Source organism: Streptomyces smyrnaeus (assembly GCF_017676345.1).
Lineage (GTDB): Bacteria > Actinomycetota > Actinomycetes > Streptomycetales > Streptomycetaceae > Streptomyces > Streptomyces smyrnaeus.
Window position 1 is genome coordinate 16,066 of sequence record NZ_JAFFZM010000013.1, and the last position, 25,462, is coordinate 41,527.

The 25,462-nt window shown below is 69.7% G+C and carries 19 protein-coding genes and 2 pseudogenes; 6 read left to right on the top strand and 15 right to left on the bottom strand.

Translation table 11 applies throughout. The features are described from left to right. Positions 1-31: 31 nt before the first annotated feature. The 3 genes and pseudogenes from JW613_RS21130 to JW613_RS36430 all read right to left on the bottom strand — a co-directional run. Positions 32-1,507, bottom strand: coding sequence for an NAD(P)/FAD-dependent oxidoreductase (locus tag JW613_RS21130; RefSeq protein WP_209212420.1), 1,476 nt, complete (start codon positions 1,505-1,507; stop codon positions 32-34). Positions 1,508-1,732: 225 nt separating this feature from the next. Beyond that, complete coding sequence (locus tag JW613_RS36425; protein ID WP_307865993.1) at positions 1,733-2,038, bottom strand: cupin domain-containing protein; 306 nt, start codon at positions 2,036-2,038, stop codon at positions 1,733-1,735. A 66-nt stretch (positions 2,039-2,104) separates the two neighbouring features. After that, positions 2,105-2,302: pseudogene (locus tag JW613_RS36430) on the bottom strand (helix-turn-helix domain-containing protein); the annotation flags it as partial. A 391-nt stretch (positions 2,303-2,693) separates the two neighbouring features. Between JW613_RS36430 and JW613_RS21140 the strand changes: the two are divergent. Together JW613_RS21140 and JW613_RS21145 are read left to right on the top strand one after the other, a co-directional pair. Then, a complete protein-coding gene (locus tag JW613_RS21140) occupies positions 2,694-5,069 on the top strand; it encodes an Orn/Lys/Arg family decarboxylase (RefSeq protein WP_209212422.1) in 2,376 nt (791 codons plus the stop codon). A 75-nt stretch (positions 5,070-5,144) separates the two neighbouring features. Further along, the gene (locus JW613_RS21145) at positions 5,145-6,215 is read left to right on the top strand and encodes a LacI family DNA-binding transcriptional regulator (RefSeq protein ID WP_209212423.1); all 1,071 of its coding nucleotides are present in this window, start codon (positions 5,145-5,147) and stop codon (positions 6,213-6,215) included. Here the strand turns inward: JW613_RS21145 and JW613_RS21150 are convergent. The 4 genes from JW613_RS21150 to JW613_RS21165 are packed head-to-tail and all read right to left on the bottom strand — an operon-like array spanning position 6,175 to position 10,807. Then, positions 6,175-7,584 (bottom strand): glycoside hydrolase family 32 protein, encoded by a 1,410-nt coding sequence (locus JW613_RS21150; RefSeq protein WP_209212424.1) that lies wholly within the window; start codon positions 7,582-7,584, stop codon positions 6,175-6,177. The genes JW613_RS21145 and JW613_RS21150 overlap by 41 nt on opposite strands. After that, positions 7,581-8,435, bottom strand: a complete 855-nt coding sequence (locus tag JW613_RS21155) for a carbohydrate ABC transporter permease (RefSeq protein WP_209212425.1) — start codon at positions 8,433-8,435, stop codon at positions 7,581-7,583. Before JW613_RS21155 ends, JW613_RS21150 begins: the two co-directional genes overlap by 4 nt. A gap of 15 nt (positions 8,436-8,450) precedes the next feature. Further along, a complete protein-coding gene (locus JW613_RS21160) occupies positions 8,451-9,407 on the bottom strand; it encodes a carbohydrate ABC transporter permease (protein ID WP_209212426.1) in 957 nt (318 codons plus the stop codon). Continuing rightward, complete coding sequence (locus JW613_RS21165) at positions 9,404-10,807, bottom strand: extracellular solute-binding protein (protein ID WP_209212427.1); 1,404 nt, start codon at positions 10,805-10,807, stop codon at positions 9,404-9,406. Before JW613_RS21165 ends, JW613_RS21160 begins: the two co-directional genes overlap by 4 nt. 158 nt (positions 10,808-10,965) lie before the next feature. Here JW613_RS21165 and JW613_RS21170 point away from each other — a divergent pair, with 158 nt between their 5' ends. Beyond that, positions 10,966-12,519, top strand: a complete 1,554-nt coding sequence (locus tag JW613_RS21170; RefSeq protein WP_209212428.1) for a glycoside hydrolase family 32 protein — start codon at positions 10,966-10,968, stop codon at positions 12,517-12,519. A 280-nt stretch (positions 12,520-12,799) separates the two neighbouring features. On the opposite strand, the gene JW613_RS21175 is transcribed toward JW613_RS21170, so the two are convergent. The 4 genes and pseudogenes from JW613_RS21175 to JW613_RS21190 form a co-directional block, all read right to left on the bottom strand. Next, positions 12,800-13,078, bottom strand: a complete 279-nt coding sequence (locus tag JW613_RS21175; protein ID WP_209212429.1) for a hypothetical protein — start codon at positions 13,076-13,078, stop codon at positions 12,800-12,802. Positions 13,079-13,115: 37 nt separating this feature from the next. After that, positions 13,116-14,201, bottom strand: coding sequence for a type I phosphomannose isomerase catalytic subunit (locus JW613_RS21180; protein WP_245226060.1), 1,086 nt, complete (start codon positions 14,199-14,201; stop codon positions 13,116-13,118). A gap of 32 nt (positions 14,202-14,233) precedes the next feature. Further along, positions 14,234-14,470: pseudogene (locus tag JW613_RS21185) on the bottom strand (SDR family oxidoreductase); the annotation flags it as partial. Between the two features lie 115 nt (positions 14,471-14,585). Next, positions 14,586-15,608 carry a LysR family transcriptional regulator gene (locus JW613_RS21190; RefSeq protein ID WP_209212431.1) on the bottom strand — a complete coding sequence of 341 codons (1,023 nt, stop codon included), beginning with the start codon at positions 15,606-15,608 and terminating at the stop codon, positions 14,586-14,588. 355 nt (positions 15,609-15,963) lie between these two features. Between JW613_RS21190 and JW613_RS21195 the strand changes: the two genes are divergently transcribed. Beyond that, positions 15,964-17,214: a M24 family metallopeptidase gene (locus JW613_RS21195; protein WP_209212432.1), complete on the top strand. Its 1,251-nt coding sequence runs from the start codon at positions 15,964-15,966 to the stop codon at positions 17,212-17,214. An 83-nt stretch (positions 17,215-17,297) separates the two neighbouring features. Beyond that, positions 17,298-18,572 carry an NAD(P)/FAD-dependent oxidoreductase gene (locus JW613_RS21200; RefSeq protein ID WP_307865978.1) on the top strand — a complete coding sequence of 425 codons (1,275 nt, stop codon included), beginning with the start codon at positions 17,298-17,300 and terminating at the stop codon, positions 18,570-18,572. A gap of 30 nt (positions 18,573-18,602) precedes the next feature. On the opposite strand, the gene JW613_RS21205 is transcribed toward JW613_RS21200, so the two are convergent. The 4 genes from JW613_RS21205 to JW613_RS21220 all read right to left on the bottom strand — a co-directional run bounded on the left by JW613_RS21205 (position 18,603) and on the right by JW613_RS21220 (position 24,590). Further along, the gene (locus JW613_RS21205; RefSeq protein ID WP_209212434.1) at positions 18,603-19,847 is read right to left on the bottom strand and encodes a hypothetical protein; all 1,245 of its coding nucleotides are present in this window, start codon (positions 19,845-19,847) and stop codon (positions 18,603-18,605) included. A gap of 258 nt (positions 19,848-20,105) precedes the next feature. Beyond that, on the bottom strand, positions 20,106-21,302 hold the full coding sequence (locus JW613_RS21210) for a fumarylacetoacetate hydrolase family protein (protein ID WP_209212435.1): 1,197 nt from the start codon (positions 21,300-21,302) through the stop codon (positions 20,106-20,108). A 41-nt stretch (positions 21,303-21,343) separates the two neighbouring features. Next, positions 21,344-23,080, bottom strand: a complete 1,737-nt coding sequence (locus tag JW613_RS21215; protein ID WP_209212436.1) for an IlvD/Edd family dehydratase — start codon at positions 23,078-23,080, stop codon at positions 21,344-21,346. A 49-nt stretch (positions 23,081-23,129) separates the two neighbouring features. After that, entirely contained in the window at positions 23,130-24,590 is a 1,461-nt protein-coding gene (locus JW613_RS21220) for an Nramp family divalent metal transporter (RefSeq protein WP_209212437.1), read from the bottom strand. A gap of 73 nt (positions 24,591-24,663) precedes the next feature. Between JW613_RS21220 and JW613_RS21225 the strand changes: the two genes are divergently transcribed. Continuing rightward, the gene (locus JW613_RS21225) at positions 24,664-25,404 is read left to right on the top strand and encodes a FadR/GntR family transcriptional regulator (protein WP_209212438.1); all 741 of its coding nucleotides are present in this window, start codon (positions 24,664-24,666) and stop codon (positions 25,402-25,404) included. The last annotated feature ends 58 nt before the right edge of the window (positions 25,405-25,462 follow it).

Consider the following 25,462-nt stretch of genomic DNA (forward strand, 5'->3'; position numbering starts at 1 on the left):
GTGGAGATGTCAGAGGCGCGGTCGGGTCCTGCTACTCGTGGAGTCCTGCCAGCCGGGAGCCGAAGCGGGCGATCAGCGAGGTCCGCTCGGCACGGCGGGACTGCTCCCAGCCGTCGGCCACCTCGAAGAGCCGGTACATCGCGTGGACGCCGAGCCAGCGGAGGGGTTCGGGCTCCCAGAGCCCGGAGTCGTGGTCGTTCCAAGGCAGTGTGGTGCGCGGGGTCGTCCGGCCCTCCGCACGGTCGAGGAGCGTGCGGGCCGCCAGTTGGGTCGCCGTCACCCCGTGTCCGGCGTAGCCACGGGCGACGCCGATACGGGTGTCCGGGTCGAAGTGGATCCCGGCGCACCAGTCGCGGGTGACGCCGATGACTCCGCGCCAGGCATGAGCGATGGGCATGTCGAACCCGGGGAAGAGAGCATCGAGCTTTCCTCGCAGCTGCGCTACGGTCCGTTTGTCGACTGCGCCGCTGCCGGGCGTACCCGAGTTGTATGCGTAGGGCGAGCCGCGCCCGCCGATGGCGATCCGGCCGTCGGCGGTGCGCTGGGCGTAGACGAAGGTGTGGGCGGCGTCGCTCAGGCACTCCCGGCCCCGCCAGCCGATGCGTGCCCAGGTCTTCTCCGGCAAGCGCTCGGTGACGATGATCGATGAGTTCACGGGTATCACCTGCCGTGCGCCGAGGCCGGGCGCGTCCCCGGTGACGGTGCCGGAGTAGGCTTCCAGACAGGACAGGATCGTGGCGCCGCGCACCGGTCCGCGGTCGGTCACCACGGACCCGGCACCGATGTGGCTGACCCGCGTACCCTCGCAGATCCGTACGCCCCGCGCGGCGACGGCCTCGGCGAGCCCCCGGGTGAGCAGCGCGGGATCGACAGCTGTGGTGCGCGCGTAGAGGATGCCGCCGACCGCGTTTTCGACATTGACGCGGGCCCGTGCCTCGGCCGCGCCGAGGAGCCGGACGTCATCGGTCGAGTAGCCGTAGGTGAGGTCGCTCCGGTAGGTCGTGCGGATGCGTTCCATCCCGGCCGGTGTCTGGGCGATCTTGAGATTTCCGCCCTGCGTCTGATGCGCGTTGATGCCCTCGGTGTCGAGCACGGTCAGCGTCTCGTCGATCGCCGTGAACATGGCCTGCTGAAAGGCGCGGACGGCCTCGATACCGTGCCCGCCCACCGCGTCGACGGACTTGGCGTAGACGGCGCGGTTGCCGGGAATCAGGGTCGAGAGCCAGCCTCCGTTGCGGCCACTCGCGCCGTAACCGATCTCATCCGCCTCCAGGACGGTGATCGCCCGGTCAGGGTGTTCGAGCGAGGCGTAGTAGGCCGCCCATAGTCCGGTGAGTCCGCCGCCGACGATGACGAGGTCCTGATCCTCGGTCGGCAAGGGGGCCGGCGAGCGGGCGTCGCGGGCAGGGGTGTTCGCGGTGTCTCCGGCCGAGCTGTGCCCCGGCAGGTCCGGAGGAATGGAATCCCGCATCCAGTGCGAGATCTCGCCATTGCGGTATGTGGTCATTGCATGTTTCCTCGGCGGTTTCGAAAGTCCGGTGCCCGGCCGAGCGGGCCGCGCGCTGACGGCGCGGTCGGCGACGAGGTGGGGTGGTCGGCGCTCGGACGTGAGGGTGCCGTGCGCCCGCGCGAGGGGTGCCCGTGGGCCACGCGTCGCTGCACATGTGCGGGTGGTGGCGTGCGCGGGCACGGTCCGGGCGGGGACGTGTTCGGGGGACGCGGGCGGGGACGGTCAGTAGGTCGGAGGGGACATCGCCCACAGGACACGGGCCTCGGCGGTGCCTGTGCTCTCGGCGACACGGTGCGGCCGGCTGCTGCGGTAGTGAACGGAGTCGAAGGCCGTCAGGGCATGGGTCTCGCCGTCGATCGTGACCTCGACATCGCCGGCGATGACAAGGAGGACCTCCTCGGAATCGCCGTGGGTGTAGGGCTCGACGCCTGTTGATCCGCTCGGCTCGAAGTGGCCGAGGAGGAGTTCGAGGTGGTCGAAGTGTGCCGGTGTCAGCTTGATCTTCGAGGCGCCTTCACCGAAAGCCACACCTTTGGCGTCCTGGAAGCGCAGTACCGGTTGGGTCGGGGACGCAGCCTGTGCGAAGAGGTCACCGACGTTGAGGCGGAGCACCGAGCAAATCCGCTGAAGGGTCGACACGCTCGCGTTCGAGCGGCCCCGTTCGATCGAGGAGAGGTGACCTTCGGTGACCTCCGCACGGGCGGCAACGTCGCTGAGGGTGAGTTGCAGTGCTCGTCGACGCCGGCGAAGGCGTGCGCCCGGGGTCTGGGCTGTTCCGGATTCGGTGTTCACGCCGGAGAAGCTAACTCAGTTTGAGTGGTACCTCAATAGTTTGGACTGCAGCATAGAAAACTTTACTGGGCGAGGTCAGACGGCGAACCGGTTCTGGGCGAGCGATTCGAACGGACTGAGCACGGCAGCGACCACGAAACCCGCCCTGTGCCCGACGTGTGCACGGGACCGGCAGGTCGTCAGCTGCTCCCTGGCCCGTCTCCGTCCGCTCGCAACCCCCGGACGCTCGGTTTCCCGATGTGTGCGGAGCACCGTGCGCCTCTCTCCGATCGGCGTGCGATTCGCCCCTCCGAGTGGTTTCGACGTGGGCCGGGGGCGTATTCGGTGAGGGTCCCGTTCACTCTCTCCAGGCCTGTATGTGCGGGTCTCCAGCGAGTCGCGGAGGGGCAGCATGGCAGAGGGAACAGTTCTGTTCGCGGTGACCGAGTTGCCTGCGGACGGGGGCGCCGGCGCCGAACAGCTGCGCAGGATCAGCGAGGACCTGGAGAACCGCGGCTTCGAGGTGCGCTGGGCGTCGACGAGCGGGGACGCGCAGGCGGTGTTGCGCACCGAGGCGGGGCTGGCCGCCGCCGTGGTGGACTGGGGGCTTCCGCACGACGGTGCGGTTGCCGACGAACCGGGTGGCGCCGAAGCGCTACGCCAGGTCGGACGGCGTTTCCAGGGCCTGCCGGTCTTCCTGGTCATGACCGGTGAGGATCTGGAACAGCTGCCGCTGTGGGTGGCGGAGACCGTGGTCGGTTACATCTGGCCCCTGGAGGACACGGCGCGTTTCATCGCCGGACGGGTCGCCCGCGCCGCCCGCAGTTATCAGGAGGAGCTCCTGCCGCCGTTCTTCCGAGCGCTGCGCCTGTTCGACGACGCGCACGAGTACTCCTGGCACACGCCCGCCCACTCCGGCGGCGTCGCCTTCCTCAAGTCACCGGTGGGACGGGCCTTCCACGACTACTTCGGCGAACGGCTGCTGCGCAGCGACCTGTCCATCTCGGTCGAGGAACTCGGCTCGCTGTTCGAACACACCGGACCGGTCGGTGCGGCGGAGCGCAACGCCGCCCAAGTCTTCGGCGCCGACCGCACCTACTTCGTCCTGCACGGCGACTCGACCTGCAACCGCATGGTCGGCCACTTCAGCTTCACCCGCGACGAGATCGCGCTGGTGGACCGCAACTGCCACAAGTCGGTGCTGCACGGCCTGGTCCTCTCCGGCGCCCGGCCGGTCTACCTGGTCCCCACCCGCAACGGCTACGGCTTGGCGGGCCCTGTGCCACCTTCGGAGATCCGGGAGGACGCGATCGCAGCCAGGATCGCCCGCAATCCACTCGCCCGGAATGCGGGCACGCCCCAGGCCCAATATGCGGTGCTGACCAACTCCACCTATGACGGGCTGTGTTACGACGCCCTCCAGGTCGCGCACGCCCTCGCGCCCAGCACTCCGCGGCTGCACTTCGACGAGGCCTGGTTCGCCTATGCTCGCTTCCATCCCCTCTACGCCGGACGCTTCGGCATGTCGGTGGGTCCCGACACCTTCCCCGGGCCCGAACGCCCGACCGTCTTCTCCACCCAGTCGACGCACAAACTGCTGGCCGCGCTGTCGCAGAGCGCAATGGTGCACGTCAAGCCCGCGCCCCGTGCACCGGTGGAGCACGACCGGTTCAACGAGGCGTTCATGATGCACGGCACCACCTCGCCGATGTACCCGATGATCGCCTCGCTGGACGTGGCCGCCGCGATGATGGACGGGCCGCAGGGCCGCTGGCTGGTCGACGAGTCGGTGATCGAGGCCATCCGCTTCCGCCAGACGGTCGTACGCGTCGGCCGACGCATCGCGGCCGCCGGTGACCGGCCCGGCTGGTTCTTCGGCGTCTGGCAGCCCGAGACCGTGGTCGACCCCGCCTCCGGCGAGCGGCTGCCCTTCGCCGACGCCCCCGTGGAACTGCTGCGCGGGGAACCCTCCTGCTGGCAGCTGGAGCCAGGCGCCGACTGGCACGGTTTCGCCGGGCTCTCCGACGGCTACTGCTTGCTCGACCCCGTCAAGGTCACCCTCACCTGCCCCGGTATCGACGCCGACGGGCGCATGGCCGACTGGGGCGTCCCCGCCCGGGTCCTCACGGCCTACCTGGCCACCCGCAACATCATGGTGGAGAAGACCGACACCTATACCACGCTCATCTTGTTCTCCATGGGGATCACCAAAGGCAAGTGGGGGACGCTCATGGACGCCTTGATGGACTTCAAGGCGCTCTACGACGAGGACGCGCCGCTGGAGCGCCTGCTGCCCGAATTGGTCGCTGCCCACCCCCGGCGCTACACCGGTCAGACCTTGCGCGCGCTGTGCCAGGAGATGCACGACCACCTCCGGGAAGCCCGGCTGGTCGAACTGCTCGACACCGCCTTCCAGGAACTCCCCGAGCCCGTCGCCCCACCTCAGCACTGCTACGAGCGCCTCATCCGCAGCGGCACCGAACGAGTGCGGCTTGCCGACGCGGCCGGCCGAACCGCCGCCGCCATGGTCACCGTCACCCCACCGGGCATCCCCGTCCTGATGCCCGGCGAGAACATCGGCAAGCCCGATGGTCCGCTGCTGCGCTATCTGACGGCCCTGGAAAGCTTCGATCGACGGTTCCCCGGTTTCCACAGCGAGACCCACGGTGTCGCCCTCGATCCGGACACCGGTGACTACCTCATCGAGTGCGTACGCCGGATCCCCGCCCAGCAACCCCACCGCACCGCCGACCGAACGCAGGGTGCGTCCGCACCAGCGGACTCCTGACCGACTGTGGACCGCAACAGGCGGATAGGGTGAGCACTGGTCGGCGGACGCGGCGGGAGGAGGCCGGCGGGAGGCATGGCAGCCTCGGAGGAGAAGCACACATCAGGGTCAGGGCCGGGTCGTCCCACGTCCCGGGACGTGGCCAGGCTCGCCGGCGTGTCGCACACGGCCGTTTCCTTCGTGTTCAACGGCCGGGCCGAGGGCAACCTCTCCCTCGCCACCCAGGAGCGTATCCGGCAAGCCGCCGCCCAGCTCGGCTACCGGCCCGATCCTGTGGCCCGTGGCTTGCGCAGCCGTCGCACCGCCGTGATCGGACTGGTCACCGACGAGATCGCCTCCACCCCGTTTGCGGGGCGTTTGCTGCGTGGTGCGATGGAGACCGCCTGGGACAGTGAGCACCTGGTGCTGACCATCGACTCCGGCGGCGACCCGGCCAAGGAGGACGCGGCTGTTGCCGAGCTCCTCGACCGGCGGGTCGACGGCATCATCTACGCCGCCATGTCCCTGCGCCGGGTGCGTGTCCCCGAAGGGCTGCACCGTACGCACTCCGTCCTCGCCAACTGCCTGCCCGAGGACGGCTCCTTGTCGGCTGTCATCCCCGCCGAACGCGCGGGCGGCCGTGCGGCGGCGCGGCTGCTGCTCGCGCAGGGGCATCGCAGAGTCGCCGTCGTCGGTGGCGAGGCGGACATCGCCTCCGTGGAACGTCTGCAGGGCTTCCGCGACGCGCTGCGCACCGAGGGGGTCACGGTTCCCAGGGAGTGGGTCGTCCGCACGGGCGGGGAGATCTCCAGTGGCTACGAGGGTGCCCTGCGGCTGCTCGACGGTGCTGCCGCAGGGCGGTGTCCCACCGGGCTCTTCTGCTACAACGACAGGGTCGCGGCGGGTGCCCTGCATGCTGCGGCCCGGCTGGGACTCTCCGTCCCCGGCGACCTGTCCGTGATCGGGTACGACGATCAAGAGCACATGGCGGCCTTTCTCTCCCCGCCCCTCACCACGGTGGCGCTGCCGCACCGGGCGATGGGCGAGGCAGCGGTCCGGTTGGTGCTGGGCGCCATCGGTGCGGGACAGGTGCCGAGACCCGCTGTGCGGCGTATCGCCTGTCCCGTCATCGACCGGGAGTCGGTGGGGCCTGCTCCCAGGCGGTGACAGACGCGCTGTCGCCTGTCACGAGGAGTTCCGGCACGTCGTCCGGCCGGCGGTACACGCGCTCGGTGATCATGGCGTGGTCGCCGACGAACACCTCGTACAGCGATCCGTCGACGAGGACGCGCACCGTGAGTTCCTCCCCCGCTGGTACCCGTACCTCGACGGCCGTGTCGTCCAGGTGGGCCGTGCGGGGCCAGCCACTGCGGTCGAGGGTCACCGTGCCCTGTACGGGGTCGACGCGGATGGTCAGCTCCGCACCCGACGCCGAGCGCAGCAGACGCACGGCGGTGCGAGCGCGGGCGGTGACGGTCAGGTCGTAAGCCTGCGGCAGTGGTGCCGGACCCGGGCTCGTGGTGAAGGGCTCGGCGGCACGCAGGAGCCGGACCTCGGGGGCCGGCGCGACCCGCAGGGTTCCGTCCGGGGCCACGTCGATGACGCGGGGCGCGGTCAGCACGCCGGCCCAGCCTGCCCGGTCGATCTCGGCCTGTGCACGGGCCTCCCAGGACCAGCCCCACATCAGAGTGCGACCGGCTTCCTGGAGTACTGCGGGTGCGTAGAAGTCGCGGCCGTGGTCCAGACGGCCCCCGGCACGGGCCACGAGACGCCAACCGCCGTCGGCGACGCTGTCCAGGCGTCCCGTCAGGTACCCCGTACTGCGGGGTTCCTTGTCCCACAGCGACACCACGAGCACCCAGTCGCCGCCCGATGTCTCGCACAACTGCGGGCATTCCCAGCCGACCGCCGTGTCGCCGAACGCGGCTGCCGCGACGGGGTCGGCGCCGTCGATCAGGACTCCGGCGAATCGCCAGTGCGACAGATCGTCGCAGTCGTAGAGCAGCACCGACGGCGTGCCGTCGGCGTGTCCCGCACCGACCAGGGCCCAGCGTCGGCCGCCGTGCCGGAAGACGAACGGATCGCGGAACATCACCACGTCCAGCCCGTCCGGAGGGCCCGTCACCACCGGTGTGGGCAGCGGCTTCCACTCGGTCAACGTCTCGTCGTCGGGGTCCGCGGCCGACGCGAGGCAGATGGTGCCCAGGCCGGTGTGGTCGCGGTCGACGCCTGTGTAGACAGCGGTCGGCACACCGTGGTCGTCGACCACGCAGCCGGACCAGCAGCCTCCCTCGTCAGGACCGCCCGGGGTCGGCGCGAGGGCCACGGGGTGGTGCCGCCAGCGGGCGAGGTCGGGGCTGGAGACATGGCCCCAGTGGACGTTGGCGTGCACGGGGGCGTCGGGGTTGTGCTGGTAGAAGAGGTGGTACCGGCCGCGCCAATGGAACGGGCCGTTCGGGTCGTTGACCCAGTTCGCGGGCGGGCGGATCCGGAAGCGCGGAGCGTTCGGATCGTGGGACGGAGCGGCGAGGCTCAACGGTTGACTCCTGCGGAGGTGATGCCCTCACGGAGAGGGCGCTGGCCGACGACGAACACGGCGACGGCGGGAATCATCGACAGCACGACGCCGGCGAGCACCACCGAGATGGAGCCGGTGCCGAGGTTGCCCTGCAACGAGACCAGGCCCAGCGGCAGTGTGTAGTTCTGGCTGGAGGTCTCGAGGATCAACGGGCGGAAGAACTCGTTCCAGTGGTAGTTGAAGGCCAGGACACCGACGATCGCGAGGCCTGGCGCGGCCAGCGGGGCGTACACCGAGCGGAAGACCCGCCAGGGGCCTGCCCCGTCGAGCATCGCCGCCTCGCCCAGGTCCTTGGGCATGCCGAGGAAGTACTGGCGCATCAGAAACGTCCCGAACGCGGTCGGGAACGCTGGAACGATCAGGCCGAGCAGGGTGTCGGTCAGACTTATCGACTTCAGCACCAGGAAGACCGGCACGATCGTGACCTGGAGCGGCACCATCATGGTCGCCAGCACCAGGGCGAACAGGGCCTTCTTGAAGCGGAAGTCCAAGCGGGCGAAGGCGTACCCGGCGAGGCCCGCGGTGACCATCTGTCCCAGCGCGATCAGCGCGGTCACCAGCGTGGAGTTCAGGGCGAGCAGCCATATGTCGATCTGGTCGAAGACGCCGCTGTAGGCCTCGGCCGTCGGGCTGGACGGGACGATCTTCGGGGGCAGGTCGAAGGACTCGGCGGGGGTGCGCAACGACGTGGACACGGTCCAGATGACCGGGCCCAGGGTGAGCAGTGCGCACACGGTCAGTGCGGCGACCCGTGCCGACGGCGCGAGTGAGCGCCGGACACGGCTGGCGGTCAGGAATGCTTGGCTCATGGACTCGCACCCGGCTCACTGGTAGTGGACGAAACGCCGGCTGAGCCGGAACTGGAAGGCGGTGACCGCCATGATCAACACGAACAGCAGCACGCCCACCGCGGACGCCGTACCGAAGCGGAGCTGTTCGAAGGCGGTCTCGTAGATGACCATCACAACGGTGCGGGTGGAGTCACCGGGGCCGCCGTTGGTGAGCACGTACGGCTGCTCGAAGACCTGGAGGGCGTTGATGATGCCGACCACGGACGCCACCAGCAGGGTGGGCGACAGCAGCGGCAATGTGACGTGCAGGTGCTTGCGCAGACCGGTCGCGCCGTCGAGGGAGGCGGCCTCGTGCATCTCCTTGGGGATGTTGTTCAGGCCGCCGACGAACAGGAGGAACGAAAAGCCGAACTGCTGCCATACGTAGACGAGGATCACCGCGGCCATGGCGCCGTTCTCCGAGGTCAGCCAGGGCACCGGAGCGATGCCGACCAGGCCGAGCAGCCAGTTCACAACTCCGAAGTCCTGGTTGAACAGGTACTTCATCACCACCGAGATGGAGGCGGCGGACAGCACCAGCGGGAAGAAGAACGCCGACCGGAACGCCGAGCGCAGCCACACCGGCATTCGCCCGTTCACAGCGAGCGCCAGTATCAGCGCGATCAGCAGTTGCGACACCACCGCCAGCACCATGAACACCAGGGTGTTGCCGAAGGACACCAGCACGGTGGAGTCCGTGAACGCCTCGCGGTAGTTCGCCGTGCCGGCGAAGCGCGGAGAGTCGATCACGTTCCAGTGGAAGAGGCTGAGCACCACCGAGCCGGCGATCGGTACGACGGTGAAGACCACGATGCCCACGATGGTGGGTGCGAGGAACAGCGCCGCCAGCAAACGGGCGCCGCGCTCGCGCGCCGAGGGCCGGGGCCGGTCCCCGGCTGGGGGATCGGCGGCCCGATCCGGCCGTACGGTCGGGGCCTGAGTGCTCGTCATGCGTCACGCTCCATGGTTTTCTCCAGGTCCCTCTGGAGCCGGCGCAGCGCGGGGCGCACCGAACGCGGGGAGGCCAGGGCGGTTCCGGTGTGCTTGAGCAGCACCTGTTCGACCCCGGCGACCTGCGGCGGCGCCGGGATCGGGCCGGTGTCGGGGAACTGGTCGAGGGTGCCGTAGAAGGCCTCCCAGTGTTTCGGGCCGCTCTCCCGGTAGCGCTCCGCGGTGAGCATCGAGCGGCGCGCCGGGGTGGTCTGATTGGCCCGGAACAGCCGGGTCAGGGTGTCCTTGCGGGCGGCGTACTTGATGAACTCCCACGCCTCGTCCTGCCGCTTCGAGGTGCGCAGCATGGCGTAGCCGGCCGCGCCGAACTGGTGGCGCTGGGTGCGCCAGCGCGGGAAGTACTGCACGTCGTAGCCGGTCGGCTTCATCCCGGCCAGGCTCAGGCCGCCGGCCCAGAAGCCGCCCGCCGGAGTGACTCCCACCCGGCCGGTGGAGAACACACCGACCAGGTTGTTGCCGTTACCGCCCTCGGGCCGGGTGCACAGCCCGTCCCTGATCAGGGAGGCGAGGTACTCGTACGCCTCCTCCACCCGTTCGTCGGTCACCTGTGGGGTGGTCCAGCGGAATCCTCCCCCGCGGCCCTGGCGCCGACCGGCCGGGTAGAAGCTGTCCCACAGCCAGTCGCCGCCGGGGGCCTTCGACTCAGCGAGGAGATTGGTGCCGTTGGCGAACAGCCACGGGACCACTCCGCCCCACAGGCGGTTGGTCCAGAAGTAGGGGGTGAAGTGGGAGTCGCTGGTCCGCTTCATCCTGCGCAGCAGGTCGGTGAAGTCGTCGCGGGTCCAGTCCGGCGGTGGGAAGTCCGCGCCGGCCCGGCGCAGCACCTGCCGGTTGAGGTAGATGTCGGCGGCGTTGAACTCCACCGGCAACTGGTAGAGGCTGCCTTCGTACATCATCGACTCCACCAGTGAGGGGTGGACGTCGGAGAAGTACTCACGCAGCTCGGCGGCATCCCGTTTGACCCAGCGGTCCAGCGGCACCCCGAGGCGCTGGGCGAACAGCTGCACGCCCTCGGTGGCGACGTAGACCAGATCGGGTGCGGTGCCCGCGGCGATCTGGGTGAGGATCTTCGCGAAGAAGTCGGACCAGTCGACTGCCTGTACGGCGTTCACACGCAGCTTGATGTCGGGATGGAGTTCGCGGAAACCCTCGCCGAGGAAGCGGACGGCGGCCTGGTCGAAGGCGGAGCCGAGGGTGGCGACGACGAGGGATCCGTCGTTCCGGCCGGGGATGTCGGCTCCGGTGAGCCGGTCCCAACTGGCGGCGGTGCCGGCCAGCGCGGCGGCCCCGGCTCCGTAGGCGCCGTACCGCAACAGCGCGCGGCGCTCGAAATGGTGCATCGGCGGCCCTAACTCGTGTTAGCCGAAAGCTGATGACCCAGATCATGAGAACCGCTCGGCGCAGATGTCAAGGGTCGCGCACGGCTTGACCTTTAACGAGTTAGGTCTACAGTCCTGCCCCACACGACCGCCCATCCGCACGAAGGGATCGATGTGTGATGTCCGGAGTCTCCAGAAGGGTGCTACTGGCCGGCACGGCAGCAGGAGCGACCGCCGCGCTGCTGTCCACCGGATCTGCGGCAGCGAAGCCCAAGCACGGGACCACCGACCGCGCCAGTTACCGCGCCCGGTACCACTTCACGGTCCCCGACCAGTGGAAGAACGACCCGCAGCGTCCGGTCTGGATCGACGGCGAGTACCACTACTACTACCTGTACAACGCGGACTACTTCACCGGCGGCACCGCGGCCGGTACCGCCTGGCGGCTGGCCACCAGCACCGACCTCGTCAAGTTCACCGACCGGGGTATCGCCGTGCCCAAGGACACCACGCCCAACGGCGACGTGTGGTCCGGATCGGCGGTGGTGGACACCGGCAACACCGCCGGGTTCGGTGCGGGCGCGGTCGTCGCCCTGGCCACCATGGAGCCCGTCGAGAACGCCAACAGCCAGGCCCAGTACCTGTACTACTCCACTGACGGCGGCCGCACCTTCACGCATCACGGCACCACCCCGGTCCTGCCCAATCCGGGCGTGCGCGATTTTCGCGACCCCAAAGTGATCCGCGACGAGGAACGCGGCCGATGGGTGATGGCCCTGGCCGAGCACACCAAGGTCGGCTTCTACCATTCGGAGGACCTGAAGTCCTGGAAGTACGTCGGCGGTTTCGTCAAGGAGGGGATCGGCGTCCTGGAGTGCCCCGATCTGTTCCGCATCACCGCCGAGAACGGCACGGCGAAGTGGGTGCTGGGCGTGAGCGCCAACGGCAAGGCATCCGGGCAGCCCAATACCTACGCCTATTGGACCGGCGGTTTCGACGGCACCACCTTCACACCGGACGCGGCCGACCCCCAGTGGCTGGACCACGGCTGGGACTGGTACGGCGCCGTCACCTTCGAGAAGCGGGACGCGGCCGGCCGCGTCGACGAACGCGTCCGTCACGCGATCGCCTGGCTGAACAATTGGGACTACGCCAACTCCACACCCACGATCGACAGCGACGGCTTCAACGGAACCGACTCGATCGTCCGGGAGGTCACCCTCAAGTCGACGTCGTCCGGTGCCTACTACCTGGCATCACGGCCGGTGCCCGCACTGGACGAGTACGTCTCCCGTACGGTGCGGCTCGGCGATCTGGAGGTCGACGGAACTCGGGTACTGGACTACTCGGGCACGGCGTACGAGGTGACCTGCGAGATCACCTGGGACGAACTGGCCGGTGCCGGACTCCAACTGCGGCGCTCCGGTGACGGGAGTCGCCATGTCGACGCCGGAGTGTATCGGGACTACGCCTTCCTCAACCGCCGCAACGTGCGGAATCCCGACACCTCTGGAAAGTGGCAGGAGAGCCACAGTCCCTTCGATGTGGCTGCGCGGCGTGTACGGCTGCGGATCCTGGTGGACCGGACGTCGGTGGAGTTGTTCGTCGGCGACGGCCGCTACGTCCACTCCTCGCAGGCGTTTCCGTACCTGATCGACGCAGGTCTCGCGCTGTTCACGATTGATGGGCGAGCGGTCTTCCGGGACGTGGTGATCCGGGAGTTCACGGTGTGACGGCGGTCGCGATGCCGGGAACCTGTACTGCGGTCGCGATGACCGGTTGGCAGGCGCGACACCTATGGGGCGCGCCTGCCGCACCGCGGCCTTTCAGTCCTGCGGTGCGACGCGGATACGGTTCCCGTCAGGATCGGCTGCGAGGAAGGTCGGCCCGAACCCCGTAATGAGGCCCGCGCAGGATCGTGAGCCCCTTGGACTGCCACTGCTCGAAGGCCGCGTTGAGCTCGTCGGGTCGACCGGTCGACGGTGTTGTATCCCGGAGTCCCGAACGAGGGGATCATGCCGAGGAGGTCGCCGTACAAGCGAGGAACACGGCCTCGCGATCGAGGTCGGCGCCACCATCGACGAGACCCAGATCGAGCGAGCGCGACGGCTCCTCGGCCGACGACTCGTACGGGACGGCCATGAAGAATCCGCCACCGGCCGCAAGGTGACGATCAGCTTCCTGCAGTTGGAGGACGTGCGAGCGCTGCTGCCGTTCGGCAGCGCCGTCACTGTGCACGGCCCCACCGAAGTCTAGGCTCACCTCCGCGACCTCGCTACCGATCTTGCCCACCACTATGGGCCGTCACCAACGTCCTGACCCGCAACAACTAGGTTCGTGACTCCCGGGTTTCCACCCCGCGCGCGCCCGCGCCGAGGGCAGCGATGGCCTGGAGGGGGTAGCCGGCCTCAACCAGTGGGCGGCGCACGTCACGGTCGAGGTCGGGCAGGTGACCGAACAGGACATCGGCCGGCCCGGTGATCTCGACCTCTCCGCAGACCGCGGGCAGCAGCACCGTTTCCGCCCGGTCGAGCTCTCCACTCCAGTCACCCGCCCGCACCCGCACGGGGGCGCCGACATTGGACAGAATCTGAGCAGTGGCAAACGAGTGACGCAACGGCTCCGCCGTCCCGGCCCGCCAGCGTTCGAGAGCGAAATACGGGCCCGCACACAAGAAGACCCGCTCCACCCCGTCGCCGACAGCAACCCTCAGGCCAGGTGTGAAATCCGGCCTGGCGTCCAGGTCGACCTGCTGCATCAGCATGTCGAGGTTCGAACTGAACTCCGCGTCGCCCACCGGAGAGCCGTCCTCCATGTTCCAGCGCATCGCATGCTGCTGAATGTCGGAGGTTTGCTCGATCTCGTAGACCAGGGTGTCCGGACCGAAGCTGTGCAGGGTCCCGCCGGGAACATACAGGGTCTCTCCCGCGCGCACCGGCAGGCGCCGCAGCACCGCGTCGAAGTCCTGCGCCTCCAGTGCGGCGCGCAGCTGGTCGGCCCTCACACCGTCCTTGACACCGCACAGGGCGGTCGCGCCGGGCGCGGCGTCAAGGATGTGCCATGCCTCGGTCTTGCCGTTGGGCTGCCCCTCCAGGCGCTGAGCTGCCTCGTCGTCGGCGTGCAGATGCACGGGCAGGGCACCGGCAGCGTCGATGAACTTCGTCAGTACAGGGAAGTGCCGTCCGGACCACCCGGCGCCCATGAGCGCTTCGGGCTGGTCGAGGACCAGCTGGCGCAAGGGCACACCGGCCAGGGGTCCGTCGGCCACCACGCTGCCGGAGCCCTCGACATCGCTGCACTCCCATGTCTCCGCGATACTCCGGTCCGGCAGGCCGGTCTTGCCCAGGCGGCGGGCGATCGCGTGCCCGCCGAACACCAGTACTTTCGCCGTGACGGTCAGCCGCAGCGGGTACAAGCCCGGTCGCTTTCCGCCCGTCCGGTGCGCGCTCACAGGATCGGCTGCCCGCCGGTGACCGCGATGCCGGCGCCGGAGACACGGCCGGCCTCGTCCGAGGCGAGCGGTACATAGACCGGTGCCAGCTCGGCCGGGTGTCCCGGCCGGCCCAGCGGTACCTGAGACCCGAACGTCTCCACCTGCTCGGGCGGCGTGGTCGCCGGAATGAGCGGTGCCCAGATGGGTCCTGGGGCGACACCGTTGGCGCGGATCATCTTTGCACCCTCCAGATCGAACTCCTGAGCTGCTGCCACTCACCGCCCACGGTGTCATGCGACGAATCCGTGCAGGTGACACCGCACGTCAACCGCCGTGGCGGCGCCGTCGAGGCACGGCCGCGCCGGTTCAGCCTTGGCCGGCCGGGTCGTCGAGCAGTCCGAGGGAGACAGCGGTGTCCACAGCGGCACGGACGAAGGCCTGCTCCGAGGGGCGGTCCCTGGTGGACGTACGCCGGATGACGGTGATCCGGCGCCGGATGGGGTCGCGGAAGCGGAAGACGTCGACGCTCACGGGCCGTAGCGGCAAGGCGAGTTCGGCGACCAGGGTGACACCGAGGCCCGCCGACACCATCGCCATCGCGGTCGCCTGCTCGTCGATCTGATGTGCGATGTGCGGGGTGAATCCGGCCGCACGGCACACCGACCACAGGGCACGGCCGAACTCGGTGTCGGTCCCGGACGCGACCCAGGAACACCCGGCCAGGTCCGCGAGCTCCACAGGGGCGCCTGAGAACATCCGGTCCGCACTGGTATGCGACGGCACAGCGGCAGCCGGGGGAGGGCCTTCCGCGGACCCCGCCGAATCCGCCGGTGTGCTCAGGCGCCCGCGCGGGGCGACGAGGTGGAGTTGTTCCACACCGATGAGCGTGCACTCCAGGGCGCTGTTGTCCCAGGCGCCGGAGCTGGGCGCGGCCGGATAGTCCAGCACGAACGCCAGGTCGAGGTCGCCGTCCCGTACGGCCGACTGCGTCTCCTCCGGAACGACCTCCCTGGTCTTGACCCGCACGCCGGGGTGCCGTTCGGCGAGGGTTGCCAGGGCGGGCGGCACCAGGGTGCCCGCGAGGGTCGCCAGTACGCCAACGGTGAGGTCGGCGGTCAGGGTTTCCCGTGCCTGTTCGAGCGCGATCCGGGCGCGCTCCTCGGCCGCCAGGATCTCCTCGGCGTGCTGCGCGAGCACCCGCCCGGTCTCCGTCAGCCGCACGCGGCGCCCGACCTGCTCCAGCAGCGGTACGCACACCTCACGCTCCAGCGCCGCCAACTGCTGCGAGACGGCGGACGGCGTGTAGTGGAGCGCCGCCGCCGCTCCGGTGATGGTGCCGCAGCGGGACAGCTCACGGAGCATCCGCAGGCGGTTCAGCGAGAGTTCCATTAACCGAACGTTAAGTATTCGCTGAAGGATTTCCCAATAGACGTGAAGGAATTCGGTGCACGAGACTGCATGCGAAGTGAGCAGCGGAAGTCCGCCGACCTCGCCCCGCAGTCCGATCCCAGTCGTCCATCTGTCGCAGCGAGCACACCGGTCCTTCGCATACATCCGCACAGCAGGCACGGCCCGGAAGTCCGCCGGACGCGGCCCGGCCCGTTGCCGCACCCCAGAACAGCACCAGCACCAGGCCGCCCGAACGTCCCGCAGGAGCGCGCCTCCCGCAGCGCGCCTCCCGCGGAGGCGGCGTGGGCGGTCACCGCGCGATCCACGGGAAATCCTTCGTCAGGAAGAGGCTCACATGGGCACCACGGAGCACAGCGGAAACGGCCCCGACATCACCCGGCTCGGTAGCGCTCCCTCGCCGGACTGGCTCACCGAGAAATCCGCGGCGTCGGTACGGGCGGCCGAGAGCCCGGCCTTCGACGAGGCCGAGTACGCTGCGCGGCTGAGCGAACTGCGCATGCGCATGGACCGGCTGCCGCTGGACGCGATGCTGGTCTTCCGCCCCTCCAGCGTGGAGTACCTGTGCGGCTATCACACGGCGGAGACAGCGCCCCAGCCGCTGCTGGTCACCGCCTCCGAGACCCACCTCTACCTTCCCGACCTGGAAGTCGGCAGGGCGCTGGCCAGCTCGGTGGCCGGGAACCTCCATTTCTGCGGTTACGCGGACGCGCTGCGCGGACTTGACCTGTTCCTCCAGCACGCGGCATCGGTGCTCCCCAAGGGCGCTCGCGTGGGCGTCGAGATCGGGCATGCCTCCACACCCCCGCGCGCGCTGGACATCCTGCGTGGTCTCGGGCTGGTGGTCGAGCACCCCGACCATCTCGTCGAACGGGCCCGCCTGGTGCTCTCCGCCGCCGAGCTGTGCCGGGTGGAGGAGGCAGCCGCGGTGACGCAGAAGGGGGTGGAGGCCGGAGTGGCGGCCACCCGTGTCCCCGGCGCCACCGACTCCTCCGTGGCCGCCGCGATCGCTGCGGCACTGTACGGAGAGGCCGACTCACCCTCCGCGTGGGGGCCGGTCGTCGCCACCGGGCAGCGCGCGGGCATCCCGCACTCCAGCTGGGTGGGACGTCAGTTGGGCAGCGGGCCCACCTTCATGGAGTTCGCCGGCACCCGGGCGCGCTACCACGCGCCGGTCATGCGCACCGTGGTGCGGGACGGAGCGCTGGGCGCCGCCGACCAGCGGCTGGCCGAACTGGCGCGTACTGCCGTCGCCGCGGTGCTGGAGACCGCCGCAGCCGGCGTCACCGCCTCGCAGGTCGCCGTCCAGGCGGGGAAGGCCCTCGGCCCGCTCCCGGACGACGTCATGTTTCACCAGCTCTTCGGATATCCCGTCGGCCTGGCCCACAAACCGCACTGGATGGACGGCGCCCCGTTCTATCTCACGCCCGACAACCACGAACCTCTGGTGAGCGGCATGGTGTTCCACATTCCCGGCTCGTTCCGTTCCTTCGGCAGCTCCGGGGTCGGCTTGAGTCAGACCTTCGTGGTGGAGGAGCGCGGCACCCGTGTCCTCACCCACGGCCCGGCGGACCTCATCGAAGTGTGAATCCGCGCTGACCCGAACCGTTCCGGCGCCCGCGCGTCGGAACCCCCCAGCATTCCGCGTTCTGCCTGACCTTCGAGGTGATCGTGAACACAGCCCGTACCTCTCCCGAGCATGTTGCCGTCGTCGGCGCCGGCATGGCCGGACTCTCGACCGCGTGGTTTCTCCAGGAACGCGGCGTACGCGTGACCGTACTGGACCGTACGGGAGTTGCCGCGGGCAGTTCCTGGGGGAACGCCGGCATGCTGAATCCCGCGTTCACCGTGCCGCTTCCGGAGCCTTCCGTGCTGCGGTACGGCTTCAGGTCGTTCCTCGACCGCTCCTCCCCGGTGTCCATACCGCCGACGGTCGACCGGCAACTGTGGTCGTTTCTGCTGTCGTTCGCGCGAAATTGCACGGCACGGCGATGGCGGCGAGCGATGGCGGTGTTCAACGAACTCAACCGCGGCTGTCTCGCGGCGTTCGAGCAGCTCACCGAGGGCGGTGTGAGCGCGCCCGTGACGAACGCCGACCCGCTCGTGATCGCCTGCCGGGACCGTCACGACCGGGAGCACGTACTTGAGGAATTCGCGCGGATGAGCGCGAGCGGCGGCGACGAGGCCCGGTTCGAGACCGTCACCGGTGATCAGCTGCGGGAACTCGAACCCGTTCTCAGCGCCGAAGTCCGCACCGGACTGCGGGTGCACGGGCAACGCTTCATCAACCCACCGGAATTCGTGCGCAGTCTCGCGCAAGCCGTGCACGACCGGGGTGGCGACATCGTCGGGAATTTCCCCGTGGCCCGGGTCGTCGAGCGGGGTGAGGCAGGCGTCGAACTGCTTTCCTCCGGCACCTCGCAGGCGGGGGACACGGTGCGTGCCGACGCCGCCGTACTCGCCGGTGGGGCCTGGCTGAACGACCTGGCACAGCCCTTCGGCGTAAGAATGCGGGTGCAGGCAGGACGTGGATACAGCTTCACGGTGCGACCGCGGGCGATGCCCACACATCCGATCTACCTGGCGGGCCGGCGAATTGCCTGCAATCCGCTGGGCGACCGCTTCCGGGTCACCGGCAGCATGGAGTTCCGCGCGCCGGACGCGCCGCTGGATCCTCGGCGTATTCGCACCATCATCGAATCCGCGCGGCCGATGTTCTCCGGTATCGACTGGAACGACCGCCACGAGGAGTGGGTGGGTTCGCGCCCCTGCACCCCGGACGGGCTGCCGCTGGTCGGTCCCAGCCGCTCGCCCCGGGTACAGATCGCCGGGGGACACGGGATGTGGGGCATGGTGCTCGGGCCGCTCACCGGCAGGCTCCTCGCCGACGCCATGACGGGCAACGGCGAGGATCCACTCATCCGCCACTTCGACCCGCTGCGCTGAGCCCCGGGCACGGTCACCGGCGCACCAGGACTAGCGCGTCGCCCCGCGTACGGGAGCGAGCGGGTTCGGGGTGCGGCCCGTCCAGCGGTGCAGGACGGCGCGCCCCGTCTGCTTCTCGACGCCGTTCTCTTCGACGGTGCCGGACTCCGCGACGTAGTAGCGCCCGTCGTCCAAGGAGACCAGGCCGTACTCGCCGGGAGCCTGCCAGCCACGCACACCCGTGGCCGGATCGTGCAGGCCCTCCTTCGCGAGGGTGAGCAACTTGCCCTGCTCCGGCTCCGGTTGACCGCGCACCGGGCCGCGCACGGCGGGCCTCGTACCGTCGACGGTGAAGAGGGAGTAGTTGGGGAACTCCGGCTTCTTCCCCTCGTACACCGCCAGCTGCCAGTTCCGGGAGGCGGCGTCGTACTCCAGGTTCTGCACACCGTAGGTGGTGTTGCCGGTGTACGCGAAGTACTTGCCGTCGGTGTGCGCCGGGCCGCTGGTGTGCGGGGCCGACTCGCTCAGCGGACGCTCGTACTTCTTCCACCGGCGCACGTCGTACTGCAAAAGCACCTGGTGGTCGTTGTCGGAGCGCGCGTTGTTGGAGTAGATCCCGTAGGCGACGGTCAGCAGCGGGGCGCCGCGCTTGCGCTCGCCGCGTCCGCCGAGGTCCGGCCCGAACGCGACGCCGTCGATGCCGCTGCACCCGTAACGGTGGTCCCGCGTGTCGGCGGTGTCGCCGTCGAAGACCCCGTTGCCGTCCATGTCGGCGGTGTAGTCCTTGACGACCTCCTTGAGGTAGACCGTCGAGACGACATCGCTGGTCTCGGCGTCGATGCCCATCCGGTCGATGCGGTCGGCGTCGAAGACGGCGATGTAGAAGGACTCGGCATCCTTGTACTCCAAGGAGCCGTAGAGCCTGCCGTCCCGCTCGTTGAAGTCCAGATCGCCCAGATGGCCGGTGAACCCTGTGACGGAGCCGACCGGGTTGCCGCGCAGGTCCGTCTTGACCAGGAGGTTGGTGAAGGAGAAGTACATATGGCCGCCCTTGCGGTCCAGGGCCATGCCCTGGACGTGTCCGGCGTCCCATGCGCCACCGTCGATGACCGCCGGCAGCCGTTTCCCGCCACGGACATCCTCCTCCGCATCCCCGGCGGCGGACGCGGTCTGCGGCATCAGAACCGACCCCAGCAGTGTGGCGACCATGGCGGCACCCGCCAGCGCGCTGCCCCGTCTGCCGGTCCGCCGCCCGGACGACCGGCCCCGCCCGGCCGTCTTCTCCCGCACCTTCATCCCGTCCCGCCTTCCCAGTACTTCGAACGGCCGCCGTCCCCAACCCTCGCTCCCAGCAGGGCATCTGTCCCCGGGGCGGGCAGACCACCGACCGACTGCAACATCAGCGATCATTCTGCGGCCCTGCCGTGAACACCGGGAAGGCTCGCGGCCACATCAAGGCGACGATCGGGTGCGCGCTAGGCCCTCCGACACCGTGCTCACCCGTGATCGTGCAACCTCCCACGAAACGGGGCGGACGACGAACAAGGCCCGGCGTCACAGCACGCCGCGCTGGGCCAGGTTGCGCATCAGCGCACGCAGCCCGAACTCCCACGGCGCGGCCTGCTCGCTGACGGTGACGGTGTTGACCAGGGCACCGAGCCGGGGGCTGGAGATCCGTACCACGTCGCCGGGTTCGTGGGTGAAGCCCGCGCCGGGGGCGTGGCGGTCCGCGGTGGGCGCGAAGTGCGTGCCGGTGAACAGCACGAAGCCGTCGGGGTACTGGTGGTGCGGGCCGTGCACGGAGGCGACGAGGTCGAGCACGTCGCGGCTGATCTCCCGCATCGAGCTGCTGCCGTGCAGCAGATGGCCGTCCCGGCCCTCGACCCGCAGTTCGAGGTCCAGCCCGCGCACGTCGTCCAGGCCGAAGCCGTCGTCGAACAGGCGGAGGAAGGGGCCGATCGCGCAGGAGGCGTTGTTGTCCTTGGCCTGGGACAGCAGCAGCGCGCTGCGCCCCTCGACGTCGCGAAGATTGACGTCGTTGCCGAGCGTGGCGGCGCGCAGCCGGCCGCGCGAGTCCGCGGCGAGGACGACCTCGGGCTCGGGGTTGTTCCACACCGATGCGGCGAGGACGCCGATGTCGGCTCCGGTGCCCACCGCGGACAGCACCGGCGCCTTGGTGAACACCTCCGGGTCCGGGCCGATGCCCACCTCCAGATACTGCGACCACAGCCCTTCGGCGATCAGCAGCTCCTTGGCCTTCGCGGCCTCCGGCGACCCGGGACGCACCTGGCCGAGGGCGCCCCCGACCGCACTCACGACCCGCTCGCGCACCCGGGCGGCCAGGGCAGGGTCGCCGCCGGTGCGCTCCTCGATGACCCGCTCCAGCAGGCTGCGGGCGAAGGTGACGCCCGCTGCCTTGATCACCTGGAGGTCGACGGGGGCGAGCAGGTGCGGGACATCCCGGCGGCCGGCCGCCGTGGACTCCAGCAGCTCGCCGAGCCGCCATGTGCGTCCGCCCGGCGCCTCGCGCACGAGCGCGGCGACGGTGTCCGGGTCCTCGCGTTCGAGCAGGTCGCAGACGGTGGGAGCGAGGGCGGTCAGATCGACGGCGTACTCGCCGCGCACCGCGGCCACACACGGGCCGCGCCACTCCGGCTCGTACACACGGGCGACGAGGGCCGCTCGATCGGCGTCCTTGGGCAGAACCGAACCGCACGACAGGGCCGGACGGGGTTGGGCTGCCGGGTCCACGGCGTTCCTCCTGAGCTCGACGGGATGTTGCCGGGCACGCGTCAGTGGGACTCGCGGGGCACGCCGAAACCGCGGCAGCCGCGGAGGAAACCGAAGTCGGCGCCCCGGTCGGCCTGTTCGACGTGCTGGGTGTAGAGCCAGGCGTAACCGCTGGTGTGCTGCGGGGCGGGCGGCGTCCACGCGGCCCGGCGCCGTTCGAGTTCGGCGTCGTCCACGTCCAGGCGCAGGGTGCGGTTCGGGGTGTCGAGGACCACCGGGTCGCCGTCGCGCACCAGGGCGAGGGGCCCGCCGACGGCGGCCTCCGGTGCCACGTGCAGGACCACGGTGCCGTACCCGGTGCCGCTCATCCGGCCGTCGCAGATACGCACCATGTCGGTGACGCCGGCCTTCAGCAGCTTGGTCGGCAGCGGGACGTTGGAGACTTCGGGCATGCCCGGGTAGCCCTTGGGCCCGGCGTTGCGGATGACGAGCACGGTGTCCTCGTCCACGTCGAGGTCCGGGTCGTCGCAGACCGCGTGATACGACTCGGGGGAGTCGAAGACGCGCGCCGGACCGCGGTGGGTGAGCAGCCGCGGTGACGCGGCGGACTGCTTGATCACCGCACCGTCGGGGCACAGGTTGCCGCGCAGTACGGCGGTGCCGGTGCCGGCCGGCTGGAACGGCGCCTCCAGGCCGGTGATGACCTCCGGGCCGATGCGCTCGGCGTCCGCGACGTTCTCGGCGATGCCGCGGCCGGTGACGGTGATCTGCTCGCCGTGCAGCATTCCGCCGCGCAGGAGCTCGCCCAGGACCGCGGGCAGCCCGCCCGCGTAGCAGAAGTCCTCCATCAGGTACTTGCCGCTGGGCATCAGGTTGACCAGGGTCGGCACCGCACGGGCCAGGGCGTCGAAGTCCTCGGGGGCCAGCTCGACGCCGACCCGCCCGGCCAGGGCCGTGAGGTGGATGATGGCGTTGGTCGAGCCGCCGATGGCTGCGTTGGTGCGGATGGCGTTCTCGAACGCCTCCCGGGTCAGGATGTGCGAGGGCCGCAGCTCCTCGTGCACCATCTGCACGATGCGCCGCCCCGCCGCCTGCGCCGTCTCCATCCGCCGGGAGTCGACGGCCGGCCAGGTCGCGGACCCCGGCAGCTGCATGCCGAGCGCCTCAGCCATGCACGCCATCGTGGAGGCCGTCCCCATGGTCATGCAGTGGCCGGCCGAGCGGGCCATGCAGCCCTCCGCGAAGAAGCACTCCTCCTGCGTCATCCGGCTGGTCTTCAGGTCCTCTTCGAACTTCCACACATGGGTGCCGGATCCCACCTCCTCGCCCCGGTACTTGCCGTTGAGCATCGGCCCGCCGGTGACCATGAGGGCGGGCAGGTCGACGCTGGCGGCGCCCATGAGCATGGCGGGCGTGGTCTTGTCGCAGCCGGACAGCAGCACGACGCCGTCGAGCGGGTTGGCCCGGACGAGCTCCTCGACCTCCATCGCCATCAGGTTTCGGTAGAGCATGGCGGTGGGGCGCATCAGCGTCTCGCCGGTGGCCATGGTCGGGAACTGGAGCGGGAAGCCGCCGGCCTGCCATACGCCGCGTTTGACCGCCTCGGCGACGCCGGTCAGATGGGTGTTGCACGGGGCGAGTTCGGAAGCACTGGTCGCGATGCCGATGACCGGGCGCCCGTCGAACACCTCGTGCCCGAAGCCCTGGTTGCGCATCCAGGACCGGTACAACATCCCACTGCGGCCGCTCGCCCCGAACCACGCCTGGCTGCGGCGGGCCGTCTGCTTCTCGTCCGTCAAGAGTGCCTCCTGTGGCTCGTGAGCCGTTCGGTCCGGTCGGGTGAGGGGGTCAGCCGAAGAGATCCTGGATCTGCTGCCGTACGGTCAGCACGGACAACACGCCGAACAGGCCGACCGCCCACACGAGAGCGGCCGCCCGGTAGCTGCGCACCTTCAGCGGCGCGGGCAGCGCCTTGCGGTTCATGAAGAGCAGCAGGCCGGAGTAGACGAACATCATCAGCCCGGCCACACAGGCGGAGATGACCAGCAGGACGAGCGGCTGGTCGAAGCCGAGCGCCAGAATGGCGACACCGATGGCCACCAGCCCCCACACCAGCCAGAAGTACAGCCGGCTCTCGGAGTGCCGAGCGCCTCGCAGATACGTCGACTTGAGGACGTCCGCGGCGAGTCTGCTGGTGTAGTCGACGATGCCGGTCGCCGCACAGAACAGCGAGAAGGCGCCGATCAGCCAGAACAGCACCCCGAACCAGCTGCCGGCCTGGGACTTGAGCGCCTCGCCCTCCTCCCGCACGAAGCCGACGTCGTTGGCGAGACCGGGCGTGCCGAAGAGGGTGGAGTGCGCCATCAGCGAGGCGAGCACGATGGTCACGACGGTGGTGAGGCCGAACGTCACGGCCTGTTCGGTGTTGGCGAAGCGCCACCAGCGCTTCCACCGCACGAGGTTCTCTCCCTCCGGGACGAAGACGTATCCGGTGGCCGGACCGGAGGCAGCGTCCTCCTTGCCGGTCACCGGGCTGACCAGCCGGGGCACGTAGTGGCCCATGCCGAAGCCCTTGTCACGTATCCAGTTGCTCTGGCACAGGTTCTGCCCGCCGCCGGCCCCGGCGTAGGCGAGCGCCCCCATCAGCACGGCGATGCCGAGCTCACTGGGGAACTGGCCGACGTGGGTGGCGGCCTGCGGCAGCTCCTTCCAGCTCGCCGCCTTGATGACGAAGATCACCGCGAGTACGAAGAATCCGCCGATCAGCGCGACCTTGACGAACAGCAGCCGCTCCAGCGCGGTGTACACGACCGGGGCGAGGGTGAGGATCGCGCCGATGAGCAGCAGCAGGCCCACGGCGATGACGGTCGGCTCGCCGCCGAAGACGTACGAGAGCATGGCGGCGGAGCTGGTGGCCCAGCCCGGCCACAGGTTCGCCGCGTATGTCAGCGCGGCCAGCACCGCCCCCCAGTGCCGCCAGTAGCGGTTGAAGCCGGTCATGGCCGTCTCCCCGGTGGCGAGCGTGTAGCGCTCGATCTCCATGTTGAGGAACCACTGGGTGACGAGGCCGACGACCGCGCCCCACAGGAAGACGAGCCCGGCCTGGGAGGCGATGTAGGGCCAGAGGATGAACTCGCCCGAGGACAGCCCGACACCGGCTGCGACGATGCCCGGCCCGATGATCCGCCAGGGCTTACGGGGCGGGGCCGGCAGCGTCCGCACTTCGGGCAGCGGTAGTCGGCGGCTGTTCAGAGGGAAGGGAGCTTCGGCATGGTGGGGAGTGCCGACGCCGTCGTCCGCGTGCGTCATGGGGAACGCCTCTCTCCGGCTGGTCGAGCTCGCGGGTCTGTACGATGAGAGCAATCATTGAATGATTCGATGATTGGCGTCCAGGGGGCGAACAAAGATCGTGATGCATTACCGGACCATGCATCAGCGGGTGGTCGAGGAGCTCGGCCGACGGATCGTGGGCGGCACATGGCAGCCGGGGCAGTCGCTGCCGGTCGAAGATGTGCTCGCCACCGAAATCGGCGTCAGCCGCGGCGCGTTGCGAGAGGCGGTCAAGGCCCTCGCGGCCAAGGGGATGCTGCACGTACGCCCGCGCACGGGCACCCGCGTGCTGCCACCGGAACACTGGAACCACCTGGATCGCGACGTGCTGCGCTGGCAACAGTCCGGTGATTCCGCGGCCTTGCTGCGCGACACCGGTGAACTGCGCCGGATCGTCGAGCCCGAGGCCGCCCGGCTGGCAGCCGGCCGCGCCGGGCCCGATGAGGTACGTGCCCTCTGCGACGCCCTGACACAGATGGAAGCCGCAGCGGTGCGTCCCGGACGCCGCGGTTACGTCGAGGCCGACATCACCTTCCACCGCACCCTGCTGGACGCGAGCGGCAACCGCCTCCTCGGCTCACTGGGCCGCGCGGTGGACGTCGCGCTGGAACACAGCTTCGCCGTGAGTACGCGGACACCCGGTGCGGTCGAAGCCTCACTGCCGGCCCACCGCGCCATCGTGGAAGCCGTCGAAGGCAACGATCCCGCAGCCGCGTCCGCCGCCATACTGGCAATCATCGACGCGGCCGAGCGGGAGATCGCCCAGTCATCCGGCCGCCCACCGCAGCAGTGAGCACGACTGCCGCACTGTGTCTCCCGCCTGCGAACGAGAGGAGCCGGCCGTGGGGCTC

Excerpts from the sequence above, each read along its gene's own strand:
- JW613_RS21160 (WP_209212426.1), bottom strand. The coding sequence starts at position 9,407 with ATGACGAGCACTCAGGCCCCGACCGTACGGCCGGATCGGGCCGCCGAT.
- JW613_RS21170 (WP_209212428.1), top strand. The coding sequence starts at position 10,966 with ATGTCCGGAGTCTCCAGAAGGGTGCTACTGGCCGGCACGGCAGCAGGA.
- JW613_RS21145 (WP_209212423.1), top strand. The coding sequence starts at position 5,145 with ATGGCAGCCTCGGAGGAGAAGCACACATCAGGGTCAGGGCCGGGTCGT.
- JW613_RS21195 (WP_209212432.1), top strand. The coding sequence starts at position 15,964 with ATGGGCACCACGGAGCACAGCGGAAACGGCCCCGACATCACCCGGCTC.
- JW613_RS21140 (WP_209212422.1), top strand. The coding sequence starts at position 2,694 with ATGGCAGAGGGAACAGTTCTGTTCGCGGTGACCGAGTTGCCTGCGGAC.
- JW613_RS21165 (WP_209212427.1), bottom strand. The coding sequence starts at position 10,807 with ATGCACCATTTCGAGCGCCGCGCGCTGTTGCGGTACGGCGCCTACGGA.
- JW613_RS21220 (WP_209212437.1), bottom strand. The coding sequence starts at position 24,590 with ATGACGCACGCGGACGACGGCGTCGGCACTCCCCACCATGCCGAAGCT.
- JW613_RS21155 (WP_209212425.1), bottom strand. The coding sequence starts at position 8,435 with ATGAGCCAAGCATTCCTGACCGCCAGCCGTGTCCGGCGCTCACTCGCG.
- JW613_RS21190 (WP_209212431.1), bottom strand. The coding sequence starts at position 15,608 with ATGGAACTCTCGCTGAACCGCCTGCGGATGCTCCGTGAGCTGTCCCGC.
- JW613_RS21130 (WP_209212420.1), bottom strand. The coding sequence starts at position 1,507 with ATGACCACATACCGCAATGGCGAGATCTCGCACTGGATGCGGGATTCC.
- JW613_RS21205 (WP_209212434.1), bottom strand. The coding sequence starts at position 19,847 with ATGAAGGTGCGGGAGAAGACGGCCGGGCGGGGCCGGTCGTCCGGGCGG.